Here is a 21,560-nt window from a genome sequence, read left to right as displayed (position 1 = left end):
GCGGCAGAATGACGACCCGTTCCCTTAGCCTTTCCAAGGTGCTTCCGATCGCATCGATCGCGGCCGGCATGGTGCTGGCCGCCGCAAGTGCCCGCGCCGCATGTCCGATCGAGCTAGCCGTCTATGGCGACGCGCAGGGCGGCGCAGAGATCGATTTTACCCCGACCGGCACCTCGGCGACCGTCACCAACTCGTTCCGGATGATCCTCGACAACAATGTGGTGCTCAACGGCATCGTTATGTGGAACGAAGGCGTGTCGCGGCCGAACGGCGCGCTGATGTACAAATGCCCCGAAGGCGACGTCACCGGCGAGGAGCTTGCTGCCTGCACGCCCTGGCATGGCGTCATCTACACGTCGGATGACAAGGGCAACATCGGACTGCTGCCGGCCGAAGGGGTCGAAGCGCCGAAGACGCTGATCCTGCCGGACCTCGGGCCGGCGTTGCGCCAATCCTCGGCCTTTGGCGGCAGCGGGTTTTCGAAAGTGCCGTGGGATGTGTTTGTCTTGAAGGGATGCCAGGAATGAGCGAGGCGAAAAAGGCGCTGCTGGTCACCGGCGGCAGCCGCGGCATTGGCGCCGCGGTCTGCCGGCTAGGATCGAAAGCCGGCTACCGCGTGGCGGTCAACTATGCCTCGAACCAGGCTGCCGCTGACGCAGTGGTCGCCGAGATCAAGGCCGGCGGCGGCGAGGCCTTAGCCGTCAAGGGCGATGTCGGCAGCGAGGCCGATATCGTGGCCATGTTCGAGGCCGTCGACCGCGCCTATGGCCGGCTCGATGCCTTCGTCAACAATGCCGGCATCGTCGACGTCAAGGCCCGTGTCGACGAGATGGACGTCGCGCGGCTGGAGCGCATGATGCGCATCAATGTCGTCGGCTCGTTCCTGTGTGCCCGCGAAGCGGTAAAGCGCATGTCGACCCGTCATGGGGGGGCGGGCGGATCGATCGTCAACATCTCGTCGGCGGCAGCGACATTGGGCTCGCCGGGCGAATTTGTCGACTATGCCGCCTCCAAGGGTGCCATCGACACGTTCACCGTCGGGCTCGCCCGTGAGGTCGCACTGGAAGGCATTCGCGTCAATGCGGTGCGGCCCGGCCTCATCGATACCGAGATCCATGCCTCCGGCGGGCAGCCGGACAGGATAGAGCGGTTCCGCGACCTGCTGCCGATGAAAAGAGCCGGCACGGCTGATGAAGTCGCGGGCGCGGTTCTCTATCTTCTATCCGACGCCGCGTCCTATACGACGGGCGCGATCCTGAATGTAAGCGGCGGCCGCTGAGCGCCAAGCAAAGGGAAACAAACATGGCTTATGACGTCGTTATCATCGGATCGGGACCGGGCGGCTATGTCTGCGCCATCAAGGCGGCGCAGCTCGGGCTCAGCGTTGCGGTGGTCGAGAAGAACGCGACCTTCGGCGGCACCTGCCTCAACATCGGCTGTATTCCGTCGAAGGCGCTGCTCCATGCCTCCGAGATGTTCGCCGAAGCCGGCCATTCCTTCGACGCGCTCGGTATCGAGATACCAGCGCCGAAATTGAACCTGACGAAGATGATGGCGCACAAGGATGCGACGGTGTCGTCGAACGTCAACGGCGTCGCCTTCCTGTTCAAGAAGAACAAGATCGACAGCTTTCGCGGCACCGGCAAGGTGGTCGCCGCCGGCAAGGTCTCGGTCACCTCCGAGGACGGTAGAGTCGAGGAGATCGAGACCAAGAACATCGTCATCGCCACCGGATCGGATGTCGCCGGCATTCCCGGCGTCAAGGTCGACATCGACGAGAAGGTGATCGTGTCGTCGACCGGCGCGCTGTCGCTGGAGAAGGTGCCCGGCCATCTGGTGGTGGTCGGCGGCGGCGTCATCGGGCTCGAGCTCGGCTCGGTGTGGGCGCGGCTCGGCGCCAAGGTCACCGTGGTCGAATTCCTCGACACCATCCTGGGCGGCATGGACGGCGAGGTCTCCAAGCAGTTCCAGCGGCTGCTATCCAAACAGGGTTTCGAGTTCAAGCTCGGCGCCAAGGTCACCGGCGTCGCCAAGGCCAAGAAGGGTGCCACGGTCACCTTCGAGCCGGTCAAGGGCGGCGCCGCCGAGACGATCGAGGCCGATGCCGTGCTGATCGCCACCGGGCGCCGGGCCTATGCCGACAGTCTCGGGCTCGGGGAAGCCGGCGTCGAGGTCGACGAGCGCGGTCGCGTCAAGACCGATGGCCATCTCAAGACCAATGTCCCGGGCATCTATGCCATCGGCGATGTTATCGCCGGGCCGATGCTGGCGCACAAGGCCGAGGACGAGGGCGTGGCGGTAGCGGAAACCATTGCCGGCCAGGCCGGCCACGTGAACTATGACGTCATTCCGAGCGTCGTCTACACCAGCCCGGAAATCGCCTCGGTCGGCAAGACCGAGGAAGAGTTGAAGAAGGCCGGCATCGACTACAAGGTCGGAAAGTTCCCGTTCAGCGCCAATGGGCGGGCGCGCGCCATGCTGCACACCGACGGTTTTGTGAAGATCCTCGCCGACAAGCAAAGCGACCGCGTGCTCGGCGTGCATATCGTCGGCTTCGGCGCCGGCGAGATGATCCACGAGGCGGCGGTGCTGATGGAGTTCGGCGGCTCGTCGGAGGATCTCGCCCGCACCTGCCATGCGCATCCGACGATGTCGGAGGCGATCAAGGAGGCGGCGCTGGCCACGTTCTTCAAGCCCATCCACATCTAAAAGGCCAATGCTTCGTCATACTCGGGGTTAGCCCGAGGGTGACGAAGCACGGTGCCACCACTAACCAAAACGGCCCGCTTTTCAGCGGGCCGTTCGTATTTGATATCGAACCGATCAGTTGGCCGGTGCGGCAGGAGCCGGCGCTGGAGCCGGTGCTGGGGCCGGGGCCGGTTCTGCAGGTGCCGGGGCTGGGGCCGGTTCTGCAGGGGCCGGAGCAGGTGCAGGTGCAGGCGCCGGTTCGGCTGGCTTCATCGGTTCTGCCGGTGCGGGCGCGGGGGCCGGTGTGCTGGCCGCCGGCGGCTCGGCTGGTGCCGGGTGCTCACCACTTCTTCCGAAAACATAATACGCGACAACCGCCAGAATAACGACGACCAGCGCAATCAGCCAGCCACTACCGCCGCCACCGCTCTGTTTGATGGTGGTGTTGGTGGTGTTGGGATTGAACGGATCGTTTGGATTCGGTGCGTTCGCCATAAAAGTGTCCTCCGTGGATGAAAAATATCAATCAACACCATTCAACGCGCAATCATTGAACTGGTTTCACGCTAGGGTTGGAAAACGCCAAAAACAAGGACAATCCTGCCTTTCCGCAGCCTGAACGGCGTCGTTTCGCCCCGCAGCGCGCCAAGTTTGCGTCTGTTAAGCTCGAATCAGAGGATTTTGCCGTGACAAATCCGTTAGCGCAGGTTGTCCCGAATCACTGCGATGCTCTCGCCGGAGCCCAGTTCGCCGACCGCTATGTGCTGGTCACTGAAGGTCTTTCTTTAACCGCACTCGGCGCGGCGGAACGCGCCTTGGGGCGAACACCGCCCTGGATCGGCAGGCTCATGGCGCTGCGCAACCTTGCCGTCAGGCCGTTCCGGCTGAAGACGGGCCTGGAAGCTGCGGTGTTGCCGTCGGGCCGGATCGGGATATTTCCGCTCATCAGCCAGTTTCCCGGCAAGGTTGTGCTTGGCCTCGACGACCGACATCTCGATTTCCGGGTCCTGGTCGAAGTCAGGGATCTCGGCATGGGCCGGCAGGAAGTGGCCGCGACGACGATCGTCAAGACGCACAATTGGCTCGGGCGCGCCTATCTCGCGATCATCATGCCGTTCCACCGGATCGTCGTTCCGGCGATGCTGGCCCAGATCAGATAAGGTTACAGGCCTACAGGCGTGACGGTGTAACCGGCCTTGCGGAAATCCTCGACGAGGCCTTCGGGACCGGGAAGGTGGAGGGCGCCGACCGCCATGAAGACGTTGCCCCTGGCAAGGATCGGTTCGGCATGCTCGACCATCACCTTGTTGCGGCTGGTGATCATGGTTTCCTCGAACGCCGCATAGCCCGCGGGGTCGTCCGTGCCATCCGGCATGGCCACGCGAAACAGCGGCCAGAACATGCCGGTGTCGCCGCGCTGGTAGAGCACGATCATGGTTTCGTTGATGTCGTTGATCTTATCGCCGAGCTTCAGCGTGTCGACGAGACCCTTCATGTGAAACGCCAGCGGCAGCGAGGCCATGGCCCGCAGCTGGCTTTCAGCCGTCTCCAATCCTTCCACCGGCTTGCCGGAAGCCTTCGCACCTTGGGCCAGCCTGACATCGAGCACCGGGGCGCCGCCTGACTGGCGGGCCAGCTCGCAGGCCGGCAGTGCCATCATGGCCGAGAGCATCCACGGCTTCATCTTGGCAACCGTTGCCGGAGGAATGCCGCGTGCGTCGAGCGCGGCGTTCATGGCCGCCGCATCGTCGGGCGACAGCAGCGACGCCAGCGTCGTCGAATCAGTGAACATCATCAGGTCCGGCTCCTTGAGCATCGCGACCATCATCTTCTGTTTGTCGAGCACGTCGGTGGTTTCGATGACAATGGTGCCGGCGGCGTCATAGGCTTTCTGCGCGTCGGGAGGCAGCGTGGTGACGCGCGGGTCGGTCATATGCATGGTGCCGAACAGGAAGGACGGCTTCTCGCCGGGCTTTTCCAGCTTCCACAACAGGCCCTTACCGTTCGGTGTCGCTGCGGCTTCCGCTTCGATCTTGCGGTAGGTCGCCGGATCGTTCTTCTGCAAGGCCGACAGCATGTCGGCGCCGGTGCAGGTCGGGATTCCGGCATGCGCCTTGCCGGCCGCGAACAGCAGCACGGCGAGGAACGACAGGAAGAACAAAACATTGAGCGCGACGAGCAGCTTCAGCGACACGGAAGCTGCACGGTCGGCGATGGCGATGACGCGTTTCATGGTTCTGTCTTCATGTTTGACCATGATCTTTTCCGAAAACCGGGTCCCACTTTTCGGGATCATGGTCAGTTCTAGAACCGAAAAAGCGGCAAAACGGTTAATTGGTACTGCGAAATTGAAGGGTTCATGCCCGTGGATGGGCTGATTCGTAAATCTCGAGCAGCCTCGCGGTGTCGACGCCGGTGTAGATCTGCGTCGTCGACAGGCTGGCGTGGCCGAGCAGTTCCTGGATGGTGCGCAAATCGCCGCCGCTGCCGAGCAGATGCGTAGCGAAGGAATGGCGCAGCGCATGCGGCGTCGCGGTATCGGGCAGGTTGAGCGCCGAGCGCAGTTTGGCCATGTCGCGCTGGACGATGGCCGGGTTGAGCGGGCCGCCGCGGGCGCCGCGAAACAGCAGGCCCTTGGGGTCGAGATGATAGGGGCAGAGCCGGCGATATTCGGCGATCGCCCGGAGCGCCACCGGCAGCACCGGCACCAGTCGCGTCTTGCCGCCCTTGCCGGTGACGCGCAGCACCGTGTCGTCCGCCGACGCCAGATCGGCGCCCGCCAGACCGAGCGCCTCGGAAATGCGCAGGCCGGAGCCGTAGAGCAGTGTCAGCACAGCGGCGTTGCGGGCCGCGATCCAGGGTTCTTCCGCCAATTGGCCTTCGATGGAAACAATATGCTTGGCGTCGCTCGCCGTCAGCGGCTTGGGCAGCGATTTGGGCTGGCGCGGTGCGCGCAGGGCTGCCGCACCCGCCGCATTGGCAAGGCCGCGCCGCTCGAGGAAACGCAGCAGCGAGCGGATGCCGGCGAGACCCCGGCCCAGGGTGCGGGCACCGGCGCCGGCATTGCGCCGCGCAGCGAGGAAGCCGCGCAGGTCGGCCGGGCGCAGATCGGCGATGTCCGAAATGCCGGGCGAGCCGCCGCAATGGCCGGTGAGGAAATGCAGGAACTGGCGCGTGTCGCGCTCATAGGCTTCCACCGTCTTAGGCGACAGCCGACGTTCTCGCGCCAGCATCTTCAGCCAGCTTTCACGCGCCGCCTGGAGATCGGGTTTAGCCGGGATGAGGAATTCCTGCATGGCGTCTGATCCAGTTCGCCGCCATTTTCTCGCAGGCAGGTTAGAAAGCGGTGAAGAGTCCGTCATTGAAAAGATGGCCGGCTGGGGCTAGGAGATCGTCGATTGGCGGCAAGTCACAAACCTTGGTGATTGGCTGAAATCTGCGCAGTCGCTTCGCGCCTGCTCCGCCCGTGGATGACGAAGGTAAAAGCGCCATGAGCAAGCCCCAGAACCCTGTCCAGATGGCCGTGATCGGCGCCGCCCATGGCATCAAGGGCGAATTGCGGGTGAAGACCTTCACCAGTGAACCGCTGGCGCTGGCCGACTACGGCCCGCTCTACGCCCGTGACGGCCGCGCCTTCCAGATCATCGACATCAGGCCCGCCAACACCGTCGTCGTGGTCCGCTTCAAGGGCGTTGCCGACCGCAACGCGGCCGAGGCGCTGGCCGGCACGGAGCTGTTCGTCGACCGTTCGATGCTGCCGGACGACGGCGAGGAAGACGAGTTCTACCATGCCGACCTCGTCGGCCTCGAAGTCCGCGACGAGACGGGTGCCGCACTCGGCAAGATCGTCGCGGTGCACAATTTCGGCGGCGGCGACATTCTCGACGTGACGCTGGGCGGGCGCAAGGGCGTGCTGATCCCGTTCACACAGGCTGCCGTGCCACAAGTGTCGATCGCCGAGGGTTTCGTCCGCGTCGACCCGGCGGCGGCCGGACTTGTCGAGGACGAGGATGGCGACGGCCCGCGAGAGGAAGACTTCGATCCGAAGGGCAGGCCGCGCGGACCGAGCGATGCCGGGGGCAACCGGTGAGTTTTTCCGCTTCGGTGCTGACGCTTTACCCCGAGATGTTTCCCGGCGCGCTCGGCCTGTCGCTGGCCGGCCGGGCGCTCGAGGCCGGCACGTGGTCGCTGGAGGCGATCCAGATCCGTGACTTCGCCACCGACCGTCATCGCACCGTCGACGACACGCCAGCCGGCGGCGGCGCCGGCATGGTGATGCGCGCCGACGTGCTGGCGAAAGCCATCGACCACACTTCGCCGGAAGGCGACCTGCGGCCTCGGCTGCTGATGAGCCCGCGCGGCAAGCCGCTGACCCAGGTTCGCGTGCGCGAACTGGCCGCCGGGCCGGGCGCGGTCATCTTGTGCGGCCGCTTCGAAGGCATCGACCAGCGGGTGATCGACGCGCGGGGATTAGAGGAAGTCTCGATCGGCGACTACATCCTCTCGGGCGGCGAGCCGGCAGCGCTCGTTCTGCTCGATGCGGTGGTGCGGTTGTTGCCGGGCGTGATGGGTAACGCGGTGTCGGGCGAGGAAGAAAGCTTTGAGAACGACCTGCTCGAACATCCGCACTATACGCGGCCGCAGGAGTTTGAAGGGCGCGAGATTCCCGAGGTGCTGATCTCGGGCAATCACAAGAAGATCGCCGCATGGCGGCGGGCGCAGTCGGAAGCGCTGACGAAAGAGCGGCGTCCTGATTTGTTGGGCGCCGCCGCTCAGCCTTTCCAAAAGTAATAGAAAGCCAGAAACAGGCCGACGGCGACGACGAAGCCGCGCACCGCGTTTTGCGGCACGCGCTTGGCGATCCAGACGCCGGCATAGCCGCCGAGCGCGCCGCCCGGGATCATGATGATCGCCTGCGGCCAGGCGACGACGCCGCCCGAGACGAAGACGACGATCGCGACCGCGGCGATGACCATGGCCAGCATGTTCTTCAACGCATTCAGCCGGTGATAGTCGCCGGCTTGGGTGAGGCCGAGCGTCGCCAGCATCATCACGCCCATGCCGGCGCCGAAGAAGCCGCCATAGATGGCGGTGAGAAACTGCGCCAGGAAGCCGGCGAGCGAGCCCACCGCCGCTTCATGGCCGAGCTTCGGCACTGGTTTCAGCCAGGGGCCGGCGGCGAACAGCGCTGTCGCGGCCAAGAGCAGCCACGGCACCAGAGCGCGAAACGACGGATTGTCGAGCGCCAAAAGGATCAGAGCGCCGGCCAGTGCGCCCACGGCCGAGATCAGGCACAGCAGCAGTGCGCTGCGCCAGAAATGCCTGATATCGGCCGAGTAGGCGAGGGTCGAGGTGATGTAGCCTGGAAATTGCGTCACCGAGGAGGTGGCGTTGGCGACGATCGGCGGCAGGCCGACCAACGTCATGGCGCCGAAGGTGATGAAGGTGCCGCCACCGGCGACCGCATTGGCGGCGCCTGACAGAAAGCCCGCCAGAAAGAGCAGGATGGCATCGAAGACAGACATGAATTGCGGCCGCTCAAAACTGTGTTATTTCAGGCTTAGAAAGCCTGAACGACCGGCGCAACCCGGCACGGCAGGATTACGATGGTGCCATGCGAGCAGAAAATGCGCTGCCAAGGCGTGACAAAGCGGCGAAATAGCTGTATGTGCCCGCCCGTACCGGCCAGAAAGAATCTGCCGGACCCGTCAACAATGACGGTGTAGTCGCCCCTGCCTGATGTTTCAAAGACAAATCTCTTGGAGACAAAGGGCATAGCCAAGTGGTCAATGGAACTGCAAGGCGAGTGTCGGACGCTCTGACTGTCGGAAGAACAAGAAGTGGACTTTTGAGATGGATATTCTCCGTCAGCTCGAGGCCGAACAGGCCGCCAAGATCGAAGCCAAGCGCAAGCTTCCCGAATTCCAGCCCGGCGACACCGTGCGCGTCCAGGTCCGCGTGACCGAAGGCACCCGCACCCGCGTCCAGGCCTATGAGGGCGTCGTCATCGCCCGCGCAGGCGCCGGCTTCCAGGAGAACTTCACGGTTCGCAAGATTTCCTACGGCGAAGGCGTCGAGCGCGTGTTCCCGGTCTACTCGCCGATGGTTGAAGGCGTTGAAATCGTTCGCCGCGGCAAGGTGCGTCGCGCCAAGCTCTACTACCTGCGCGATCGTCGCGGCAAATCGGCCCGTATTTCGGAAAACACCGGCGTGCGCGCCCGCAAGCTGAACGACGAGGAGCGCGATGCTCTGAACGCCGAGAAGGCCCGCATCGAGGCCGAGAAGGTGGCAGCCGCCGAGGCCCTGGCCGTCGAGAAGGCCGCTCAGGACGCCGCCGAGAAGAAGGCCGCCGCCGAGGCAGCTGAAGCCGCAAAGGCAGCCGAAGCAGCCACCGCCGAATAAGTTTTTCGGCGAGCAAGTTTGAAAAGGCGGCTTCGGCCGCCTTTTTTCGTTTCCGGGGGCTGGCTGGCGGAAAAGTCGGCGGTTGACTCGATTTACATCGTGTACTAAACAATCGTGCACGATTTAAATGGAGAAATGAAATGCCTGCATTGTATTCTACCCAAGCCCGCGCCGTCGGCGGCCGCGCCGGCCATGTCCAGAGCGATGATGGCTTGCTCAGCCTCGATCTTGCCATGCCCAAGGAGCTTGGCGGCAAAGGTGGCGCCACCAATCCCGAACAGCTTTTCGCCGCCGGCTATGCCGCCTGCTTCGAAAGCGCCATGCGCTTCATCGCCGGCAAGCAGAAACTGCCGCTGCAGGATGCCTCGGTGACGGCAAATGTCAGCCTGCACAGCAATGCGCAGGGCGGATTTGTGCTCGGCGTTTCGCTGGCAGCGGAAACAAAAGGTCTTGATCAGGCGGCGGCGGAAGCGCTTGTATCGGCGGCGCACCAGGTTTGCCCCTATTCCAACGCCATCAAGGGCAACATCGAGGTGGCGCTTTCGGCTAAGGCGCTTCCGGCAAAGGCAGCATGAACACAAAACAGACGGACGATACCACGCAGGCCTCGGCGGATTTCGCCGGGGTGCCGAAACTCGACGACCAAATCTGCTTCGCCCTCTATTCGGCTAGCGGGCTGATGACACGGCTCTACCGGCCGTTGCTCGAACCGCTCGGCCTCACCTATCCGCAATATCTGGCGATGATGGCGCTGTGGGAGCGAGCGCCACGCACGGTGGGTGGGCTCGGCGAGGTGCTGGGTCTCGATTCGGCGACGCTGACACCCCTGCTCAAACGGCTGGAGGCGGGCGGCTTCATCACCCGCCGGCGCGACGCTGCCGACGAGCGCCGGGTGCTTCTGGAGCTGACAGCCAAGGGACAGTCGCTACGCGGGCCCGCCAAAGACGTTGCTGTCCAGATACTCTGCCAATTTCCCCGCCTCAGCGCGGTCGAACTGGATGGCCTGCACCGCATCCTGGCCAAGCTCATTGCTGGGCTGCGCGAGACGGACGCCAAGGCACCGGCGGCTGACTGACCGCCGGCCAAGGCACGGATCTCCCGGAATCTTCCGATCGAGAGCATTGGAATCCGATTTCGCCCCAGGCGACACGGCAGAGCGTCTTGCATGACGCTTGCGGAAAGCTAAAGTCGGCGCCGGATTTTCCTGCAAGCCCGGCCATGCCCGGGTCATCAATTCCCGGGGAGTGTGTCATGACCAAATCGAAACTGCTGCTGGCGGGCCTGCTTGCCCTCGTCCTGGCACCCGTTGCCGCCTTCGCGCAGGCGCTGCCCGACCTCGGCGGCAAGAAGGTGGTGGTTGTGACCGAAAACGCCTATCCGCCGCTGCAGTTCATCGATGCCAAGACCGGCAAACAGATCGGCTGGGAATATGACGCGATGAACGAGATCGCCAAGCGGCTCAATTTCACGGTCGAGTACCAGAACACTTCCTGGGACGCGATGATCCAGGCGGTTTCCGACAACCAGTACAACATTGGCATGACCGGCATCACCATCAAGGACGACCGCAAGGAGAAGGTCGATTTCTCCGACCCCTATATGCGCTCGGAACAGTTCATGCTGGTGCGCGGCGATGAGAGCCGCTTCACCGACGCCAAGACCTTCGGCGCCTTCAAGGACGGGCTGGTCGGCGCGCAGGCCGGCACCACGCCCTTCTACACCGCCGTCTACAGCGTGCTCGACGGCAATGAGCAGAACCCGCGCATCAAACTGTTCGAGACGTTCGGCGCGACCGTGCAGGCACTGAAATCAGGCGACGTCGATGTTGTTTTGACCGATGGCACCGCCGGCAAAGGCTATGTCGACGCCTCCGAGGGCAAATTGAAGCTGATCGGGGGGCCGCTCGGTACCGAGGATTTTGGGTTTATCTTTCCGAAGGGTTCGGACCTGGTGAAGCCGGTCAACGCGGCCATCGCGGCGCTGAAGGCCGACGGCACCCTCGATGCGCTCAACAAGAAATGGTTTCTTGATTACAAGATGGGGCAGTAGTTCGCTGAACCTCACGCAGACACGGCGCTTGAACACCCCCCTCTGCCCTGCCGGGCATCTCCCCCGCAAGGGGGGAGATCAGCTGTCCGCCCTGCCTTCGCGTACCTCCAGCATTGAAGAAAAGGCGCGGGCATTGAAGCTGCCAATCTCCCTCCTTGCGGGGGAGATGGCCGGCAGGCCAGAGGGGGGTGCCTTGGCGCAATCCTTCTGATGCAGGTCCCTTGCTCTTCCTCCAAAGCCGACTTCCCCTGGTGGCTCGTCGTTGCCGTAACCCTCGCGATCGCGGTGGCCGTCTTCGTCGCCACCAGCAACCTCTATACCCAGGTGTTCGCCACGGTCGCCAAGGGCATCGGCGTCACCATCTTCGTCACCGTGATTGCCTTCGTGCTGGCTTCGGCCATGGGTCTCGGCATCGCGCTGATGGGAATGTCCGGCTCGCGCTGGCTGCGCCAGATCGCGCGCTTTTATGTCGAGATCATCCGCGGCGTGCCGATCCTGGTGCTGTTGTTCTGGATCGCCTTTGCCGGTGCACCGGCCTTCGTCGCGGCTTGGAACGCGCTGACCGCGCCGCTGCAAAGTGCGGGCCTGTTCGGCGAGCTTTTGGTGCGCGACGTGTCGCTGCTCTGGCGCGCCATCATGGCGCTGACCATCGGCTATTCGGCTTTCATCTCGGAGGTTTTCCGGGCCGGCATCCAGTCGGTGGAGAAGGGCCAGATCGAGGCGGCGAAGGCGCTTGGGCTGACCCGCGCTCAGCGCTTCCGGCTGATCGTGTTCCCACAGGCAATCCGCACCATCCTGCCGCCGCTCGGCAATGATTTCGTCGCGCTGGTCAAGGATTCCTCGCTGGTCTCGGTGCTCGGCGTTGCCGACATCACGCAGATGGGCAAGGTCTACGCCGCCGGCTCCTTTCGCTTCTTCGAGACCTATTCGCTAACGGCCTACATCTATCTCATCCTGACCGTCGGACTGTCGCTGGCGCTCAGGGCGCTGGAGCGGCGGCTGCGCCGTCAGCACGAGGAATAGTTTTTCGGCGAAGACAGCATTACGATCCCCGAGCATTCCCGTTGAGGAGGTCCCATGATCGTCGACAAAGCCAATGCGGCGCTGGATTCCGTCTACACGGCCGACACGCCGGAAGCGCTTGAAGAGGCCTATGCCGCATGGGCCGCGACCTATGACAGCGAGACCGCCTCGCTCGGCTACCTCCTGCCTTTCCTGATCACCGCCTGGGTGGCGCGCCATGTGCCGGCGGGCGATGGCCCCTTGCTCGATGCCGGCTGCGGCACCGGCCTGTCGGGACCGTCGCTGAAGGCGCTCGGTTACCGCGACATTGCGGGGCTCGACCTCTCGCACGATATGCTGAAGATCGCCGGCAGCCGCAATGCCTACGGCGAACTGAAGCAGGCAATGCTGGGCGACACGTTGCCATGGCCTGACGGCCACTTCCGCGCCTTCTTCTCGACCGGAGTGTTCACCATCAGCCATGCGCCGGCCTCTAGTCTGCACGAGTTGGTGCGCATCACTCGCAAGGGTGGCCATGCCATCTTCACCGTGCGTGACCAGGTGTTCGAAAGTGGCGGCTTTCAAGCCGTGTTCGATGAGCTGGAGCAAGCTGGGAAATGGCGACCGGTCGAGGAAAGCCCGTGGTTCCGCTGCTATGCGATCGCCGAGCCCGAAGCGCTGGTGAAGACGTTTGTGTTTGAAGTGGTTTGAGCGGAGAGGTTTGGGTTCTGCGAAGACACGCCGCAATTGCCGAAAACCCAAAACATTGGTATGAGCCACGCCATGGAAGAGCTTTTTGGCGATCCGGCCTACAAGGGGTTCGTGCTGCAGGACAGGAAACGCCTGCCGTCGCGCTTTTTCGCGCGCGTGTCCGGGGCGCTGACTAGCCGACTATCCTAGGCCGACCTGTCCAGGTCGTTTTCACCGGGCCGGAGGTCCGGCACCTGCTCTTTCCCATTCTCATATCGACGGATTTACGCACATGAGCGCACCGCGCACCCTCTACGACAAGATTTTCGACGACCATGTCGTCGACCGCCAGGACGACGGCACCTGCCTGCTCTACATCGACCGCCACCTGGTCCATGAAGTGACCAGCCCGCAGGCCTTCGAAGGCCTGCGCATGACCGGTCGTAAAGTCCGGCATCCGGAAAAGACGCTGGCCGTGGTCGATCACAATGTCTCGACCTCACCCGAGCGCAAGTTCGGCATCAAGAACGAGGAAAGCCGTATCCAGGTCGAGGCGCTGGCCAAGAACGCCAGGGATTTCGGCGTCGAATATTATTCCGAGAACGATATTCGCCAGGGCATCGTCCACATCATCGGTCCGGAGCAGGGCTTTACTCTGCCCGGCATGACCATCGTCTGCGGCGACAGCCACACCTCGACGCATGGCGCTTTCGGCGCGCTGGCGCATGGCATCGGCACGTCCGAGGTCGAGCATGTTCTGGCGACACAGACGCTGATCCAGCGCAAGGCCAAGAACATGCTGGTGCGTGTCGACGGCCAGCTGCCGGAGGGCGTCACCGCCAAGGACATCATCCTGGCCATCATCGGCGAGATAGGCACCGCCGGCGGCACCGGCTATGTCATCGAATATGCCGGCGAAGCGATCCGTGCGCTGTCGATGGAAGGCCGCATGACGATCTGCAACATGTCGATCGAAGGCGGCGCGCGCGCCGGCCTGATCGCCGCCGACGAGACGACCTTCGCCTATGTCAAGGACAAGCCGCGCGCGCCGAAGGGCGCGTCCTGGGATGCGGCACTCGAATACTGGAAGACGCTGCAGTCCGACGAGGGCGCGCATTTCGACAAGGTGATCGTGCTCGACGCGGCCAAGCTGCCGCCGATCGTCTCCTGGGGCTCCTCGCCCGAGGATGTGGTGTCGGTGCAAGGCATCGTGCCGAACCCGGACGACATCGCCGATGAGAACAAGCGCACCTCCAAGCAGCGCGCGCTCGACTATATGGGTCTGACGCCGGGCACCAAGATCACCGACATCACGCTCGACCGCGTCTTCATCGGTTCCTGCACCAATGGCCGCATCGAGGATCTGCGCGCCGTCGCCAAGGTGGTCGAAGGCAAGACGGTCAGCCCGCATGTCGATGCGATGATCGTGCCGGGCTCCGGCCTGGTCAAGGAACAGGCGGAAGCCGAAGGCCTCGACAAGATTTTTGTCGCCGCCGGCTTCGACTGGCGCGAGCCGGGCTGTTCGATGTGCCTTGCCATGAACGACGACCGGCTGAAGCCGCATGAACGCTGCGCCTCGACCTCGAACCGCAATTTCGAGGGCCGGCAAGGGTTCAAGGGCCGCACCCATCTGGTGTCGCCGGCGATGGCGGCCGCGGCGGCGATCGCCGGCCACTTCGTCGACATCCGGGAGTGGAAGTAACCCGGATTTGAACAGAACCCGAGCCGCGCCCGGCTCGGGTCAGCTCTTTCCGTCGCGGCGAACGAGTTCGTGGAACTCCTCGCGGCGTCCCGGCTGTTCGGCGGCGACCACAAGCGCAAGCTGTTGTTCCTCGAAGAGCTTGAACCATTCGTCCCATTCGACGAGTTCATAGCCTCCCGCATTGAGCGGCCGTTCAGGCTGGTCCTGATCCTGATAGGCGTGCTGGCCGAAGACCAGCCTCAACATGGGCTGCGTCCCCGCCTCCGGCGATATGTCGACGATTGCGGGAAAGCCGGCGCGCCCGGCAGCCCATGAGCGGATCGCATCGTGGTCGGTCAGTGTGATCGTGTCGGCCATGGGTCGCTCCAGATTGTGAACGGAGGAACGCTGACTGGGGACTGCGGTTCCCTGACATTATTTTGAGGCGGCGGTCCTGCTTGCCGCATGGCTTAACCGCTTGTTTGGGCTTGCCCTCTAAGCTCTTCCCTCACGTAAGCCAGGGGAAGTCACAGTCGGTTGGACACGGGTCTGCTCATTGCGCTGCTCAACCCGACGATCGCGCTGGCGCTCGGCGCGGCGTTCCTTGTGCTATGGTCCTATCAGCGCCACCGCCCCTATCTGGCCGTTCTGGCGATCAGCTACAGTCTCTCGGCGGCTGGCTTCCTGCTCCAGTATTTCACCTTGCCCATCGGGATGCCGCTGACCAAGCTTACGTCGAACATCTGCTTCACCATCGCTGCCTGCTGCCTGTCCAGCGCCGTCATCCACCGTTATGGCCGCAAGGTGCCCTCTGTGGGGATCGCCGTGTTGGCGGGCGGCGGCCTGGCGTCGTTATGCTGGTTCCTGTTCGTCGCGCCGGATCTCACCTGGCGCATCCTGGCGATGAATTTCGCATTCGGCGGCATCAGCCTTCTGGTTGCCGCCGAACTGCGCCCGGTACGCAACAACGGCCCGACCGAAAAAATCCTGTTCGTGCTGTCGCTGCTGTCGGGCGTCAATTTCTTCGTGCGCACCCTTGCCGTCGTCATCGCGCATGGGCCCTTCGCCAGCTATGACGGGTTCTATGGCTCGTCCTACTGGACGACGGCGCTGCTGTCGCACGCGCTGCTCTCGCTGCTCATCGCGCTGTGCCTGTTTTCCGCCGCGGCACTCGACGTGTTGAAGGCATTGAAGACCGAGACCTATACCGACCCCCTGTCGGGCCTGCTCAACCGGCGTGGCTTCGAGGAGCGAGGCATGCTGCTCTTGCAGCACTGCGCCTCGGCCCGGTTCCCGGTCGCGCTAGTGCTGGCCGACCTCGATCATTTCAAGGCGCTCAACGATGTGCATGGGCATGGGGCGGGCGATCGGGTGATCGCCGACTTCGCCGCCAAGCTTCGGTCGGCGGCCGGCGCGCGCGGTGTTGCCGGGCGTATCGGCGGCGAGGAATTCGCGGTGCTGCTGCCCCTCAGCGATCTTGCGGCGGCGCGGCTGTTCGCCGAAGCGGTGCGCACCGTCTATTCGGCCGGCCATGTCGACGGGCTTCCCCAGGGAACGAAGGTGACGGCAAGCTTCGGCGTGGCGGCCCGCAGCGGTGGCGAGGCGCTGGAGCCGCTGATGCGCCGTGCCGACGATGCGCTCTACAAAGCCAAGAAGAACGGCCGCGACAGTGTACGCCTGTCCTATGAGCGGCCGGAAACGGCGTTCCTGCCGGAGCCGCTCAAGACCGGCTGAATCTGTCCGGCCGGGACGGCGTTAACGTCTTCTTCGCCCGTCGATGATTAGCTGTCGGCGCGGGTGCGGGAGAACATGAGCGGCGCCAACTTCATCCTGTTGATCAATCTGTCGGTTGCCGGCCTGCTGGCGGCATCCTTCATGGCGGTCGCCTTCCACGATGTCGGCCGGGCGCCGGCGCGCTGGCTGGCATTTGGCTATCTGCTGGGCATGGCCTATTCGGCCATCGAATTCTCCATTCCCGCTTTTGCCGACGCGCGGCTCCCGGTCGTTGCCGCCTTCGCGGTCTTCCTTGGCGCCACGCTTGCGTTCAATGGCGGGCTTGCCCGCAAATACGGCGTGGCGCCGCCCTGGAAGCCGATGCTGTTTTTCCTGTTGGCCACCACCATAGCCGTGTATTTCGTGCAGGACCTGCCTCGCCAGTCGCTCATCCGCATCATGGCTTACCAGCTTCCCTATGCGGTCATGCAGTTCGTCGGGCTGGCCATCGTCTGGTCATCGAGGCAAAAGCTTGCCCGTCTCGATCGCATATTGATGGCCGTGCTGGCGGCGAGCGGCCTCCAGTTTGCCTCCAAGCCGTTCATCGCGCATGCGCTCGGCGGCTGGGGCGCCAATCCGCAGGCCTATCTGCAAAGCAACTACGCGCTGGTGTCGCAATCGCTCGGCACTGTCTTTGCGCTGGCGCTGGCGCTGCTGATGCTGGCCATCCTGGTTCGCGACGTGCTTGCCGAAGTGACGTCGAAGTCGGAGACGGACACGCTTTCGCGCCTGCTCAACCGCGGCGGCTTCACCCGCCATGCCGAGCTGGCGGTGCTTGGCGCGATGCGGCAAGGCGTGCCGGTCGCGCTGGTCATTGCCGACCTCGATCATTTCAAGAGCGTCAACGACAGTTTCGGCCATGCGTCAGGCGACCGGGTGATCGAGATTTTTGCAGGCTTCCTGCGCGAAGCCGCCGCCGCGCATCACGTTGCCGGCCGCATCGGCGGCGAGGAGTTCGCCATCATCCTGCCGGGAACCAACCTTGCCGCGGCCCGGCTGTTCGCCGAGGGCACGCGCAGCGCCTTTGGCGGGCTGCCCATCGACGGGCTGCCGGCTGACAACCGCTGCACCGCGAGCTTCGGCGTCGCCGAACTTCATCCGAGCGAAGACTTTGCCGATCTGATGCGGCGCGCCGACCAGGCGCTCTATCAGGCGAAGAATGCCGGGCGCGATTGCGTGCGCGTCTCCGCCGGGCCTGCCGGCAATTGGTCGTCAGCCGGAATGGAAGCCAGAGCAATTTCAGGAAAAGTGTGAAACGGTTTTCCCGGGAAAGCGCATGGCGCTTTCCCTTGGAAATTGCGTCCTAACAAAGGGTCTAGCGGCAGGGGCTGAGCTCGGGCATCTCGCCGTCGGAGAGACCGTACATATAGGAGCGGCCCTTCACCAGCACCGGCGGCCGGTAGCAATCGCTGTATCCGCTGATCTCGTCGGCTTCGTTCTCGTAGATCACCTTGGGCTGGCCGGCGCTGGTGTAGTCGGATAGCTGCTTGGCCAGCCTGCCTTCGCCGACGATGATGCGCTTGTAGCCGGCGGCGCTGTCGACGACGAGGTTGCCGAAGGAATCAGCGTAGACACGATCCTGATGCCGGGCGCCGGCGAGCGCTGGCGCTGCAAGGCCAACGACCGAGGCCGCTACGATGAGCGCCGCAAGGCGCGATCTGCCCGAATTCGAACGCATGGCGTCCTCCGTGTCTTGAGGGAAAGCCTCCTCGAATCAGAAATTAACGTTTTCTTAACCTTTGTTAAGAGGCCGGGGCGTTTGGCGGCAATGTCTCGGTAAACATGGTTAATATCCGACTGGATGGAAAACCCGTTGGCCATCATTCGGCCATGCTCGGCCGCACCATCGCGGCTGGTGTCCGTCTCGGCGTCGGGATGACCTTGATCTTGGCAAAGCATCGCGGCTGGTTTGCCGCGCGGGAGGACAGCATATGACGCTACGCCGGCCGAATTGGGTGTCCGTTTTCCCGTTGCTCGGGGTCGTCGCTGGCTGTGTGCCACAGGACAGCGCGCCGAAGGCGGCCAATACCGTCGTCGTCTCACCTGCGCCGGCTCAGCAGTCCGTCGAAGCCGCGGCGCCTCCGGCAGCTGCAATCAAGATCATCACCGACCTTACCGCGCCGCGATCCGGCATAGGCGCGGCCACCTACAGATGCGGCAACAACGGTATGATTTCCATCCAAAATCTTGGCACGTCGTTGCGTGTGGTCGGGTCCGACGGCGCGACCGAGGAGTTTGCGGCGTCGCCCGCCAACCAGACCAGCCGCTACCAGACGGCCACGCATGACGCAATCGTGATCGACGGACGCGAGGCGCTGGTGATGAAGAAGGGGTCGACGCCGCAGACCTGCAAACGCTAGCGCCAATCTCAACATCGCTGGGCCCTTGGGCCAGACATGTTGCACTGCAGCGATATCGAGCCGGCTTCAGGCCTCCCGGCCTAATCGATTGAAGCTCCAGCAGGCCTTTTAGTCAGACTAAATTACGTTTTCGAAACGGTTTTCTGGCTTTGACGCGGTGCAAAAAGAGCATTAGAAACCGGCTGTCCGAAGTCGCAACCGGAAGCGGCAATGCCGCATTTCCACCTGAGGCTCCAGAGAGACGCCGAACTGGGGGAGCCATGAGCAAATCACCAGCCACCCGCGAATTTGCCAGACGTGAACGGCCGATTTCGCCGCACCTCACCGTGTACCGGCCGCCGATCACCATGACGATGTCGATCATTCACCGCATCACCGGTGGTGCGCTGTATTTCGGCACGCTGCTGGTCGCCCTGTGGCTGATGGCGGCGGCAAGCTCGCAGACGACGTTCGATTGGGCCAATTGGGCCTTCGGCACCTGGCTCGGCCGGCTCATCCTGTTCGGCTACACCTGGGCGCTGATGCACCATATGCTGGGTGGCGTGCGCCATCTGGTCTGGGACACCGGCGCGGGTCTGGAGAAGCATACCGCCTCGAAGATCGCCTGGGCGACGCTGGCCGGCTCGATCCTGCTCACGCTGCTGATCTGGATCGCCGGCATTATGGCGCGGGGAGCCTGACCATGAGCGGCAAAAACACCGACATGCGCACGCCGCTGGCGAGGGTCCGCGGCCTCGGCTCCGCCCGCGAAGGCACCGGGCATTTCTGGCGCCAACGCCTCACCGCGATCGCCAACATCCCGCTGATCCTGTTCTTCGTCGGCTTCCTGATCGCGCTCAACGGCGCCGACTACGCACATGTGCGGGCAGCTCTTGCCAACCCGTTCGTGGCGCTGGTGATGGCCCTGGTGCTCATCTCCGGGCTCATCCATATGCGGATCGGCATGCAGGTGATCATCGAGGATTACGTGCATGGCGAAGGCATGAAGCTGGCGCTGATCGCGCTCAATACATTTTTCACCATAGCGGTCGGCGTCGCCTCAATCTTCGCCCTGCTCAAGCTGGCATTCGGAGGCTGAGTTGGCCAAGGACGCGAAACAAGCCAACAGCGCTGGCTACACTTATGTCGACCACAAGTTCGACGTGGTGGTCGTTGGCGCCGGCGGCGCCGGCCTGCGCGCCACGCTCGGCATGGCCGAACAGGGCCTGCGCACCGCCTGCATCAGCAAGGTGTTCCCGACCCGCTCGCACACGGTGGCGGCGCAAGGCGGCATTGCCGCCTCGCTGTCCAACATGGGTCCCGATTCCTGGCAGTGGCACATGTACGACACCGTCAAGGGCTCGGACTGGCTGGGCGATGTCGACGCCATGGAATATCTGGTGCGCGAAGCGCCGGCCGCGGTCTACGAGCTCGAACATTACGGCGTGCCGTTTTCGCGCACCGAAGAGGGCAAGATCTACCAGCGGCCGTTCGGCGGCCACATGATGAACTATGGCGAAGGCCCGCCGGTGCAGCGCACCTGTGCCGCCGCCGACCGCACCGGCCATGCCATCCTGCACACGCTTTACGGCCAGTCGCTGAAGAACAACGCGCAGTTCTTCATCGAGTATTTCGCGCTCGACCTGATCATGGAGCCGGACGGCACCTGCACCGGCGTTCTCGCCTGGAATCTGGATGACGGCACCATCCACCGCTTCTCGGCCAAAATGGTGGTGCTGGCGACCGGCGGCTATGGCCGCACCTATTTTTCGGCCACCTCGGCGCACACCTGCACCGGCGACGGCGGCGGCATGGCAGCGCGTGCCGGCTTTCCGCTGCAGGACATGGAGTTCGTGCAATTCCACCCGACCGGCATCTATGGCGCCGGCTGCCTGATCACCGAGGGCGCGCGCGGCGAGGGCGGCTATCTCGTCAATTCCGAGGGCGAGCGCTTCATGGAGCGCTATGCGCCGTCCGCCAAGGACCTTGCCTCGCGCGACGTCGTCTCGCGCTGCATGACGCTGGAAATCCGCGAGGGTCGCGGCGTCGGCAAGAACAAGGACCACATCTTCCTGCATCTCGACCATCTCGATCCCGCCGTCCTGCATGAGCGGCTGCCGGGCATTTCGGAATCGGCCAAGATCTTTGCCGGTGTCGATCTGACCAAGGAGCCGATCCCGGTGCTTCCCACGGTCCACTACAATATGGGCGGCGTGCCGACCAATTACTGGGGCGAGGTGCTCAATCCGACGGCACTCAATCCAGACCAGGTGTCGCCCGGGTTGATGGCTGTCGGCGAAGCCGGCTGCGCCTCCGTGCATGGTGCCAATCGGCTCGGTTCGAATTCGCTGATCGATCTTGTGGTGTTCGGCCGCGCGGCCGCGATCCGCGCCGGCCAGGTCATCGACCGCAAGTCGGCGATCCCTTCGCCCAACGAAGCCTCGGTCGAAAAGATCATGGACCGCTTCGACCGGCTGCGCCACGCCAATGGCTCGACGCCGACGGCCAGCTTGCGTGAAAAGATGCAGAAGGCGATGCAGGAAGACGCGGCCGTATTCCGCACGCAGGAGTCCCTCGAAAACGGCTGCAAGCGCATTTCGCAGATCTGGGGCGAGTTGAAGGACATCAAAGTGTCCGACCGCTCGATGATCTGGAACTCCGATCTGGTCGAGACGCTGGAGCTGGAAAACCTGATGGCCAATGCCATCACCACGGTCTACAGCGCCGAGGCGCGCAAGGAGAGCCGTGGCGCGCACGCACGCGAGGACTTTTCGGCGCGCGACGACGCGGTCTGGCGCAAGCATACGCTGGCCAGGCTGAGCGAAGACGGCAAGGTGGCCCTCTCCTACCGGCCGGTGCACACCGAACCGCAGCTGGCTGAAAAGGACGGCGGCATCAGCCTCGCCAAGATCGCGCCCAAGGCCAGAGTGTATTGA

25 protein-coding genes are annotated in these 21,560 nt (G+C 63.8%); 20 read left to right on the top strand and 5 right to left on the bottom strand.

The features are described 5' to 3' along the window. Positions 1–8: 8 nt before the first annotated feature. The 5 genes from NKH97_RS15770 (at position 9) to NKH97_RS15750 (ending at position 3,848) form a co-directional block, all read left to right on the top strand. The gene (locus tag NKH97_RS15770; RefSeq protein ID WP_352759310.1) at positions 9–527 is read left to right on the top strand and encodes a hypothetical protein; all 519 of its coding nucleotides are present in this window, start codon (positions 9–11) and stop codon (positions 525–527) included. Continuing rightward, complete coding sequence (locus tag NKH97_RS15765; protein WP_352797798.1) at positions 524–1,279, top strand: SDR family oxidoreductase; 756 nt, start codon at positions 524–526, stop codon at positions 1,277–1,279. Before NKH97_RS15770 ends, NKH97_RS15765 begins: the two co-directional genes overlap by 4 nt. Positions 1,280–1,302: 23 nt before the next feature. Then, positions 1,303–2,709 carry a dihydrolipoyl dehydrogenase gene (gene lpdA / locus NKH97_RS15760; protein WP_352797796.1) on the top strand — a complete coding sequence of 469 codons (1,407 nt, stop codon included), beginning with the start codon at positions 1,303–1,305 and terminating at the stop codon, positions 2,707–2,709. Between the two features lie 38 nt (positions 2,710–2,747). Further along, positions 2,748–3,074: a hypothetical protein gene (locus NKH97_RS15755; protein WP_352797793.1), complete on the top strand. Its 327-nt coding sequence runs from the start codon at positions 2,748–2,750 to the stop codon at positions 3,072–3,074. A 300-nt stretch (positions 3,075–3,374) separates the two neighbouring features. Next, entirely contained in the window at positions 3,375–3,848 is a 474-nt protein-coding gene (locus NKH97_RS15750; protein WP_352442067.1) for a DUF2867 domain-containing protein, read from the top strand. A 2-nt stretch (positions 3,849–3,850) separates the two neighbouring features. On the opposite strand, the gene NKH97_RS15745 is transcribed toward NKH97_RS15750, so the two are convergent. After that, entirely contained in the window at positions 3,851–4,921 is a 1,071-nt protein-coding gene (locus NKH97_RS15745) for a TraB/GumN family protein (RefSeq protein ID WP_352797876.1), read from the bottom strand. 124 nt (positions 4,922–5,045) lie between these two features. Continuing rightward, positions 5,046–5,984 (bottom strand): tyrosine recombinase XerC, encoded by a 939-nt coding sequence (locus tag NKH97_RS15740; protein WP_352797789.1) that lies wholly within the window; start codon positions 5,982–5,984, stop codon positions 5,046–5,048. A gap of 194 nt (positions 5,985–6,178) precedes the next feature. On the opposite strand from NKH97_RS15740, the gene rimM reads away from it, so the two are divergent. After that, positions 6,179–6,778: a ribosome maturation factor RimM gene (gene rimM / locus NKH97_RS15735; RefSeq protein ID WP_352797784.1), complete on the top strand. Its 600-nt coding sequence runs from the start codon at positions 6,179–6,181 to the stop codon at positions 6,776–6,778. Continuing rightward, on the top strand, positions 6,775–7,479 hold the full coding sequence (gene trmD, locus NKH97_RS15730) for a tRNA (guanosine(37)-N1)-methyltransferase TrmD (RefSeq protein ID WP_128304258.1): 705 nt from the start codon (positions 6,775–6,777) through the stop codon (positions 7,477–7,479). Before rimM ends, trmD begins: the two co-directional genes overlap by 4 nt. On the opposite strand, the gene NKH97_RS15725 is transcribed toward trmD, so the two are convergent. After that, complete coding sequence (locus NKH97_RS15725) at positions 7,461–8,213, bottom strand: sulfite exporter TauE/SafE family protein (RefSeq protein ID WP_128304257.1); 753 nt, start codon at positions 8,211–8,213, stop codon at positions 7,461–7,463. The genes trmD and NKH97_RS15725 overlap by 19 nt on opposite strands. Before the next feature lie 328 nt (positions 8,214–8,541). Between NKH97_RS15725 and rplS the strand changes: the two genes are divergently transcribed. The 7 genes from rplS to leuC all read left to right on the top strand — a co-directional run bounded on the left by rplS (position 8,542) and on the right by leuC (position 14,533). Further along, a complete protein-coding gene (rplS, locus tag NKH97_RS15720) occupies positions 8,542–9,090 on the top strand; it encodes a 50S ribosomal protein L19 (RefSeq protein ID WP_023811269.1) in 549 nt (182 codons plus the stop codon). A gap of 140 nt (positions 9,091–9,230) precedes the next feature. After that, complete coding sequence (locus NKH97_RS15715) at positions 9,231–9,665, top strand: organic hydroperoxide resistance protein (protein WP_023811268.1); 435 nt, start codon at positions 9,231–9,233, stop codon at positions 9,663–9,665. Continuing rightward, a complete protein-coding gene (locus NKH97_RS15710; RefSeq protein ID WP_023811267.1) occupies positions 9,662–10,165 on the top strand; it encodes a MarR family winged helix-turn-helix transcriptional regulator in 504 nt (167 codons plus the stop codon). The genes NKH97_RS15715 and NKH97_RS15710 overlap by 4 nt, the downstream gene beginning before the upstream one ends. A gap of 176 nt (positions 10,166–10,341) precedes the next feature. After that, complete coding sequence (locus NKH97_RS15705) at positions 10,342–11,139, top strand: transporter substrate-binding domain-containing protein (RefSeq protein WP_128304255.1); 798 nt, start codon at positions 10,342–10,344, stop codon at positions 11,137–11,139. Between the two features lie 210 nt (positions 11,140–11,349). Beyond that, entirely contained in the window at positions 11,350–12,162 is an 813-nt protein-coding gene (locus NKH97_RS15700; RefSeq protein ID WP_128304253.1) for an amino acid ABC transporter permease, read from the top strand. A 54-nt stretch (positions 12,163–12,216) separates the two neighbouring features. Further along, complete coding sequence (locus NKH97_RS15695) at positions 12,217–12,852, top strand: class I SAM-dependent DNA methyltransferase (protein ID WP_352797777.1); 636 nt, start codon at positions 12,217–12,219, stop codon at positions 12,850–12,852. Positions 12,853–13,123: 271 nt separating this feature from the next. Continuing rightward, on the top strand, positions 13,124–14,533 hold the full coding sequence (gene leuC / locus NKH97_RS15690; protein WP_127267368.1) for a 3-isopropylmalate dehydratase large subunit: 1,410 nt from the start codon (positions 13,124–13,126) through the stop codon (positions 14,531–14,533). A gap of 39 nt (positions 14,534–14,572) precedes the next feature. Here leuC and NKH97_RS15685 read toward each other — a convergent pair whose 3' ends face one another. Further along, positions 14,573–14,890, bottom strand: coding sequence for a hypothetical protein (locus tag NKH97_RS15685; protein WP_127267369.1), 318 nt, complete (start codon positions 14,888–14,890; stop codon positions 14,573–14,575). A 159-nt stretch (positions 14,891–15,049) separates the two neighbouring features. On the opposite strand from NKH97_RS15685, the gene NKH97_RS15680 reads away from it, so the two are divergent. Together NKH97_RS15680 and NKH97_RS15675 are read left to right on the top strand one after the other, a co-directional pair. Next, a complete protein-coding gene (locus NKH97_RS15680; protein WP_023811260.1) occupies positions 15,050–16,246 on the top strand; it encodes a GGDEF domain-containing protein in 1,197 nt (398 codons plus the stop codon). A 75-nt stretch (positions 16,247–16,321) separates the two neighbouring features. Next, positions 16,322–17,539, top strand: coding sequence for a GGDEF domain-containing protein (locus NKH97_RS15675; RefSeq protein ID WP_023811259.1), 1,218 nt, complete (start codon positions 16,322–16,324; stop codon positions 17,537–17,539). Positions 17,540–17,600: 61 nt separating this feature from the next. Here the strand turns inward: NKH97_RS15675 and NKH97_RS15670 are convergent, their stop codons facing one another. Then, the gene (locus NKH97_RS15670) at positions 17,601–17,963 is read right to left on the bottom strand and encodes a hypothetical protein (protein ID WP_352793127.1); all 363 of its coding nucleotides are present in this window, start codon (positions 17,961–17,963) and stop codon (positions 17,601–17,603) included. A 253-nt stretch (positions 17,964–18,216) separates the two neighbouring features. Here NKH97_RS15670 and NKH97_RS15665 point away from each other — a divergent pair, with 253 nt between their 5' ends. The 4 genes from NKH97_RS15665 to sdhA all read left to right on the top strand — a co-directional run bounded on the left by NKH97_RS15665 (position 18,217) and on the right by sdhA (position 21,560). Further along, positions 18,217–18,645, top strand: a complete 429-nt coding sequence (locus NKH97_RS15665) for a hypothetical protein (RefSeq protein ID WP_352797772.1) — start codon at positions 18,217–18,219, stop codon at positions 18,643–18,645. 260 nt (positions 18,646–18,905) lie between these two features. Next, positions 18,906–19,325: a succinate dehydrogenase, cytochrome b556 subunit gene (gene sdhC / locus NKH97_RS15660; RefSeq protein WP_352772616.1), complete on the top strand. Its 420-nt coding sequence runs from the start codon at positions 18,906–18,908 to the stop codon at positions 19,323–19,325. A 2-nt stretch (positions 19,326–19,327) separates the two neighbouring features. Next, on the top strand, positions 19,328–19,723 hold the full coding sequence (gene sdhD, locus NKH97_RS15655) for a succinate dehydrogenase, hydrophobic membrane anchor protein (RefSeq protein WP_352797769.1): 396 nt from the start codon (positions 19,328–19,330) through the stop codon (positions 19,721–19,723). 1 nt (position 19,724) lies between these two features. After that, on the top strand, positions 19,725–21,560 hold the full coding sequence (sdhA, locus tag NKH97_RS15650) for a succinate dehydrogenase flavoprotein subunit (RefSeq protein ID WP_352797766.1): 1,836 nt from the start codon (positions 19,725–19,727) through the stop codon (positions 21,558–21,560).

The sequence above is a fragment of the Mesorhizobium sp. M0870 genome, from assembly GCF_040319775.1.
In the GTDB taxonomy this organism is placed as follows: Bacteria; Pseudomonadota; Alphaproteobacteria; order Rhizobiales; family Rhizobiaceae; genus Mesorhizobium.
Note: the sequence above shows the minus strand (reverse complement) of the source record. Positions and strands in the feature narration are given on the sequence as shown.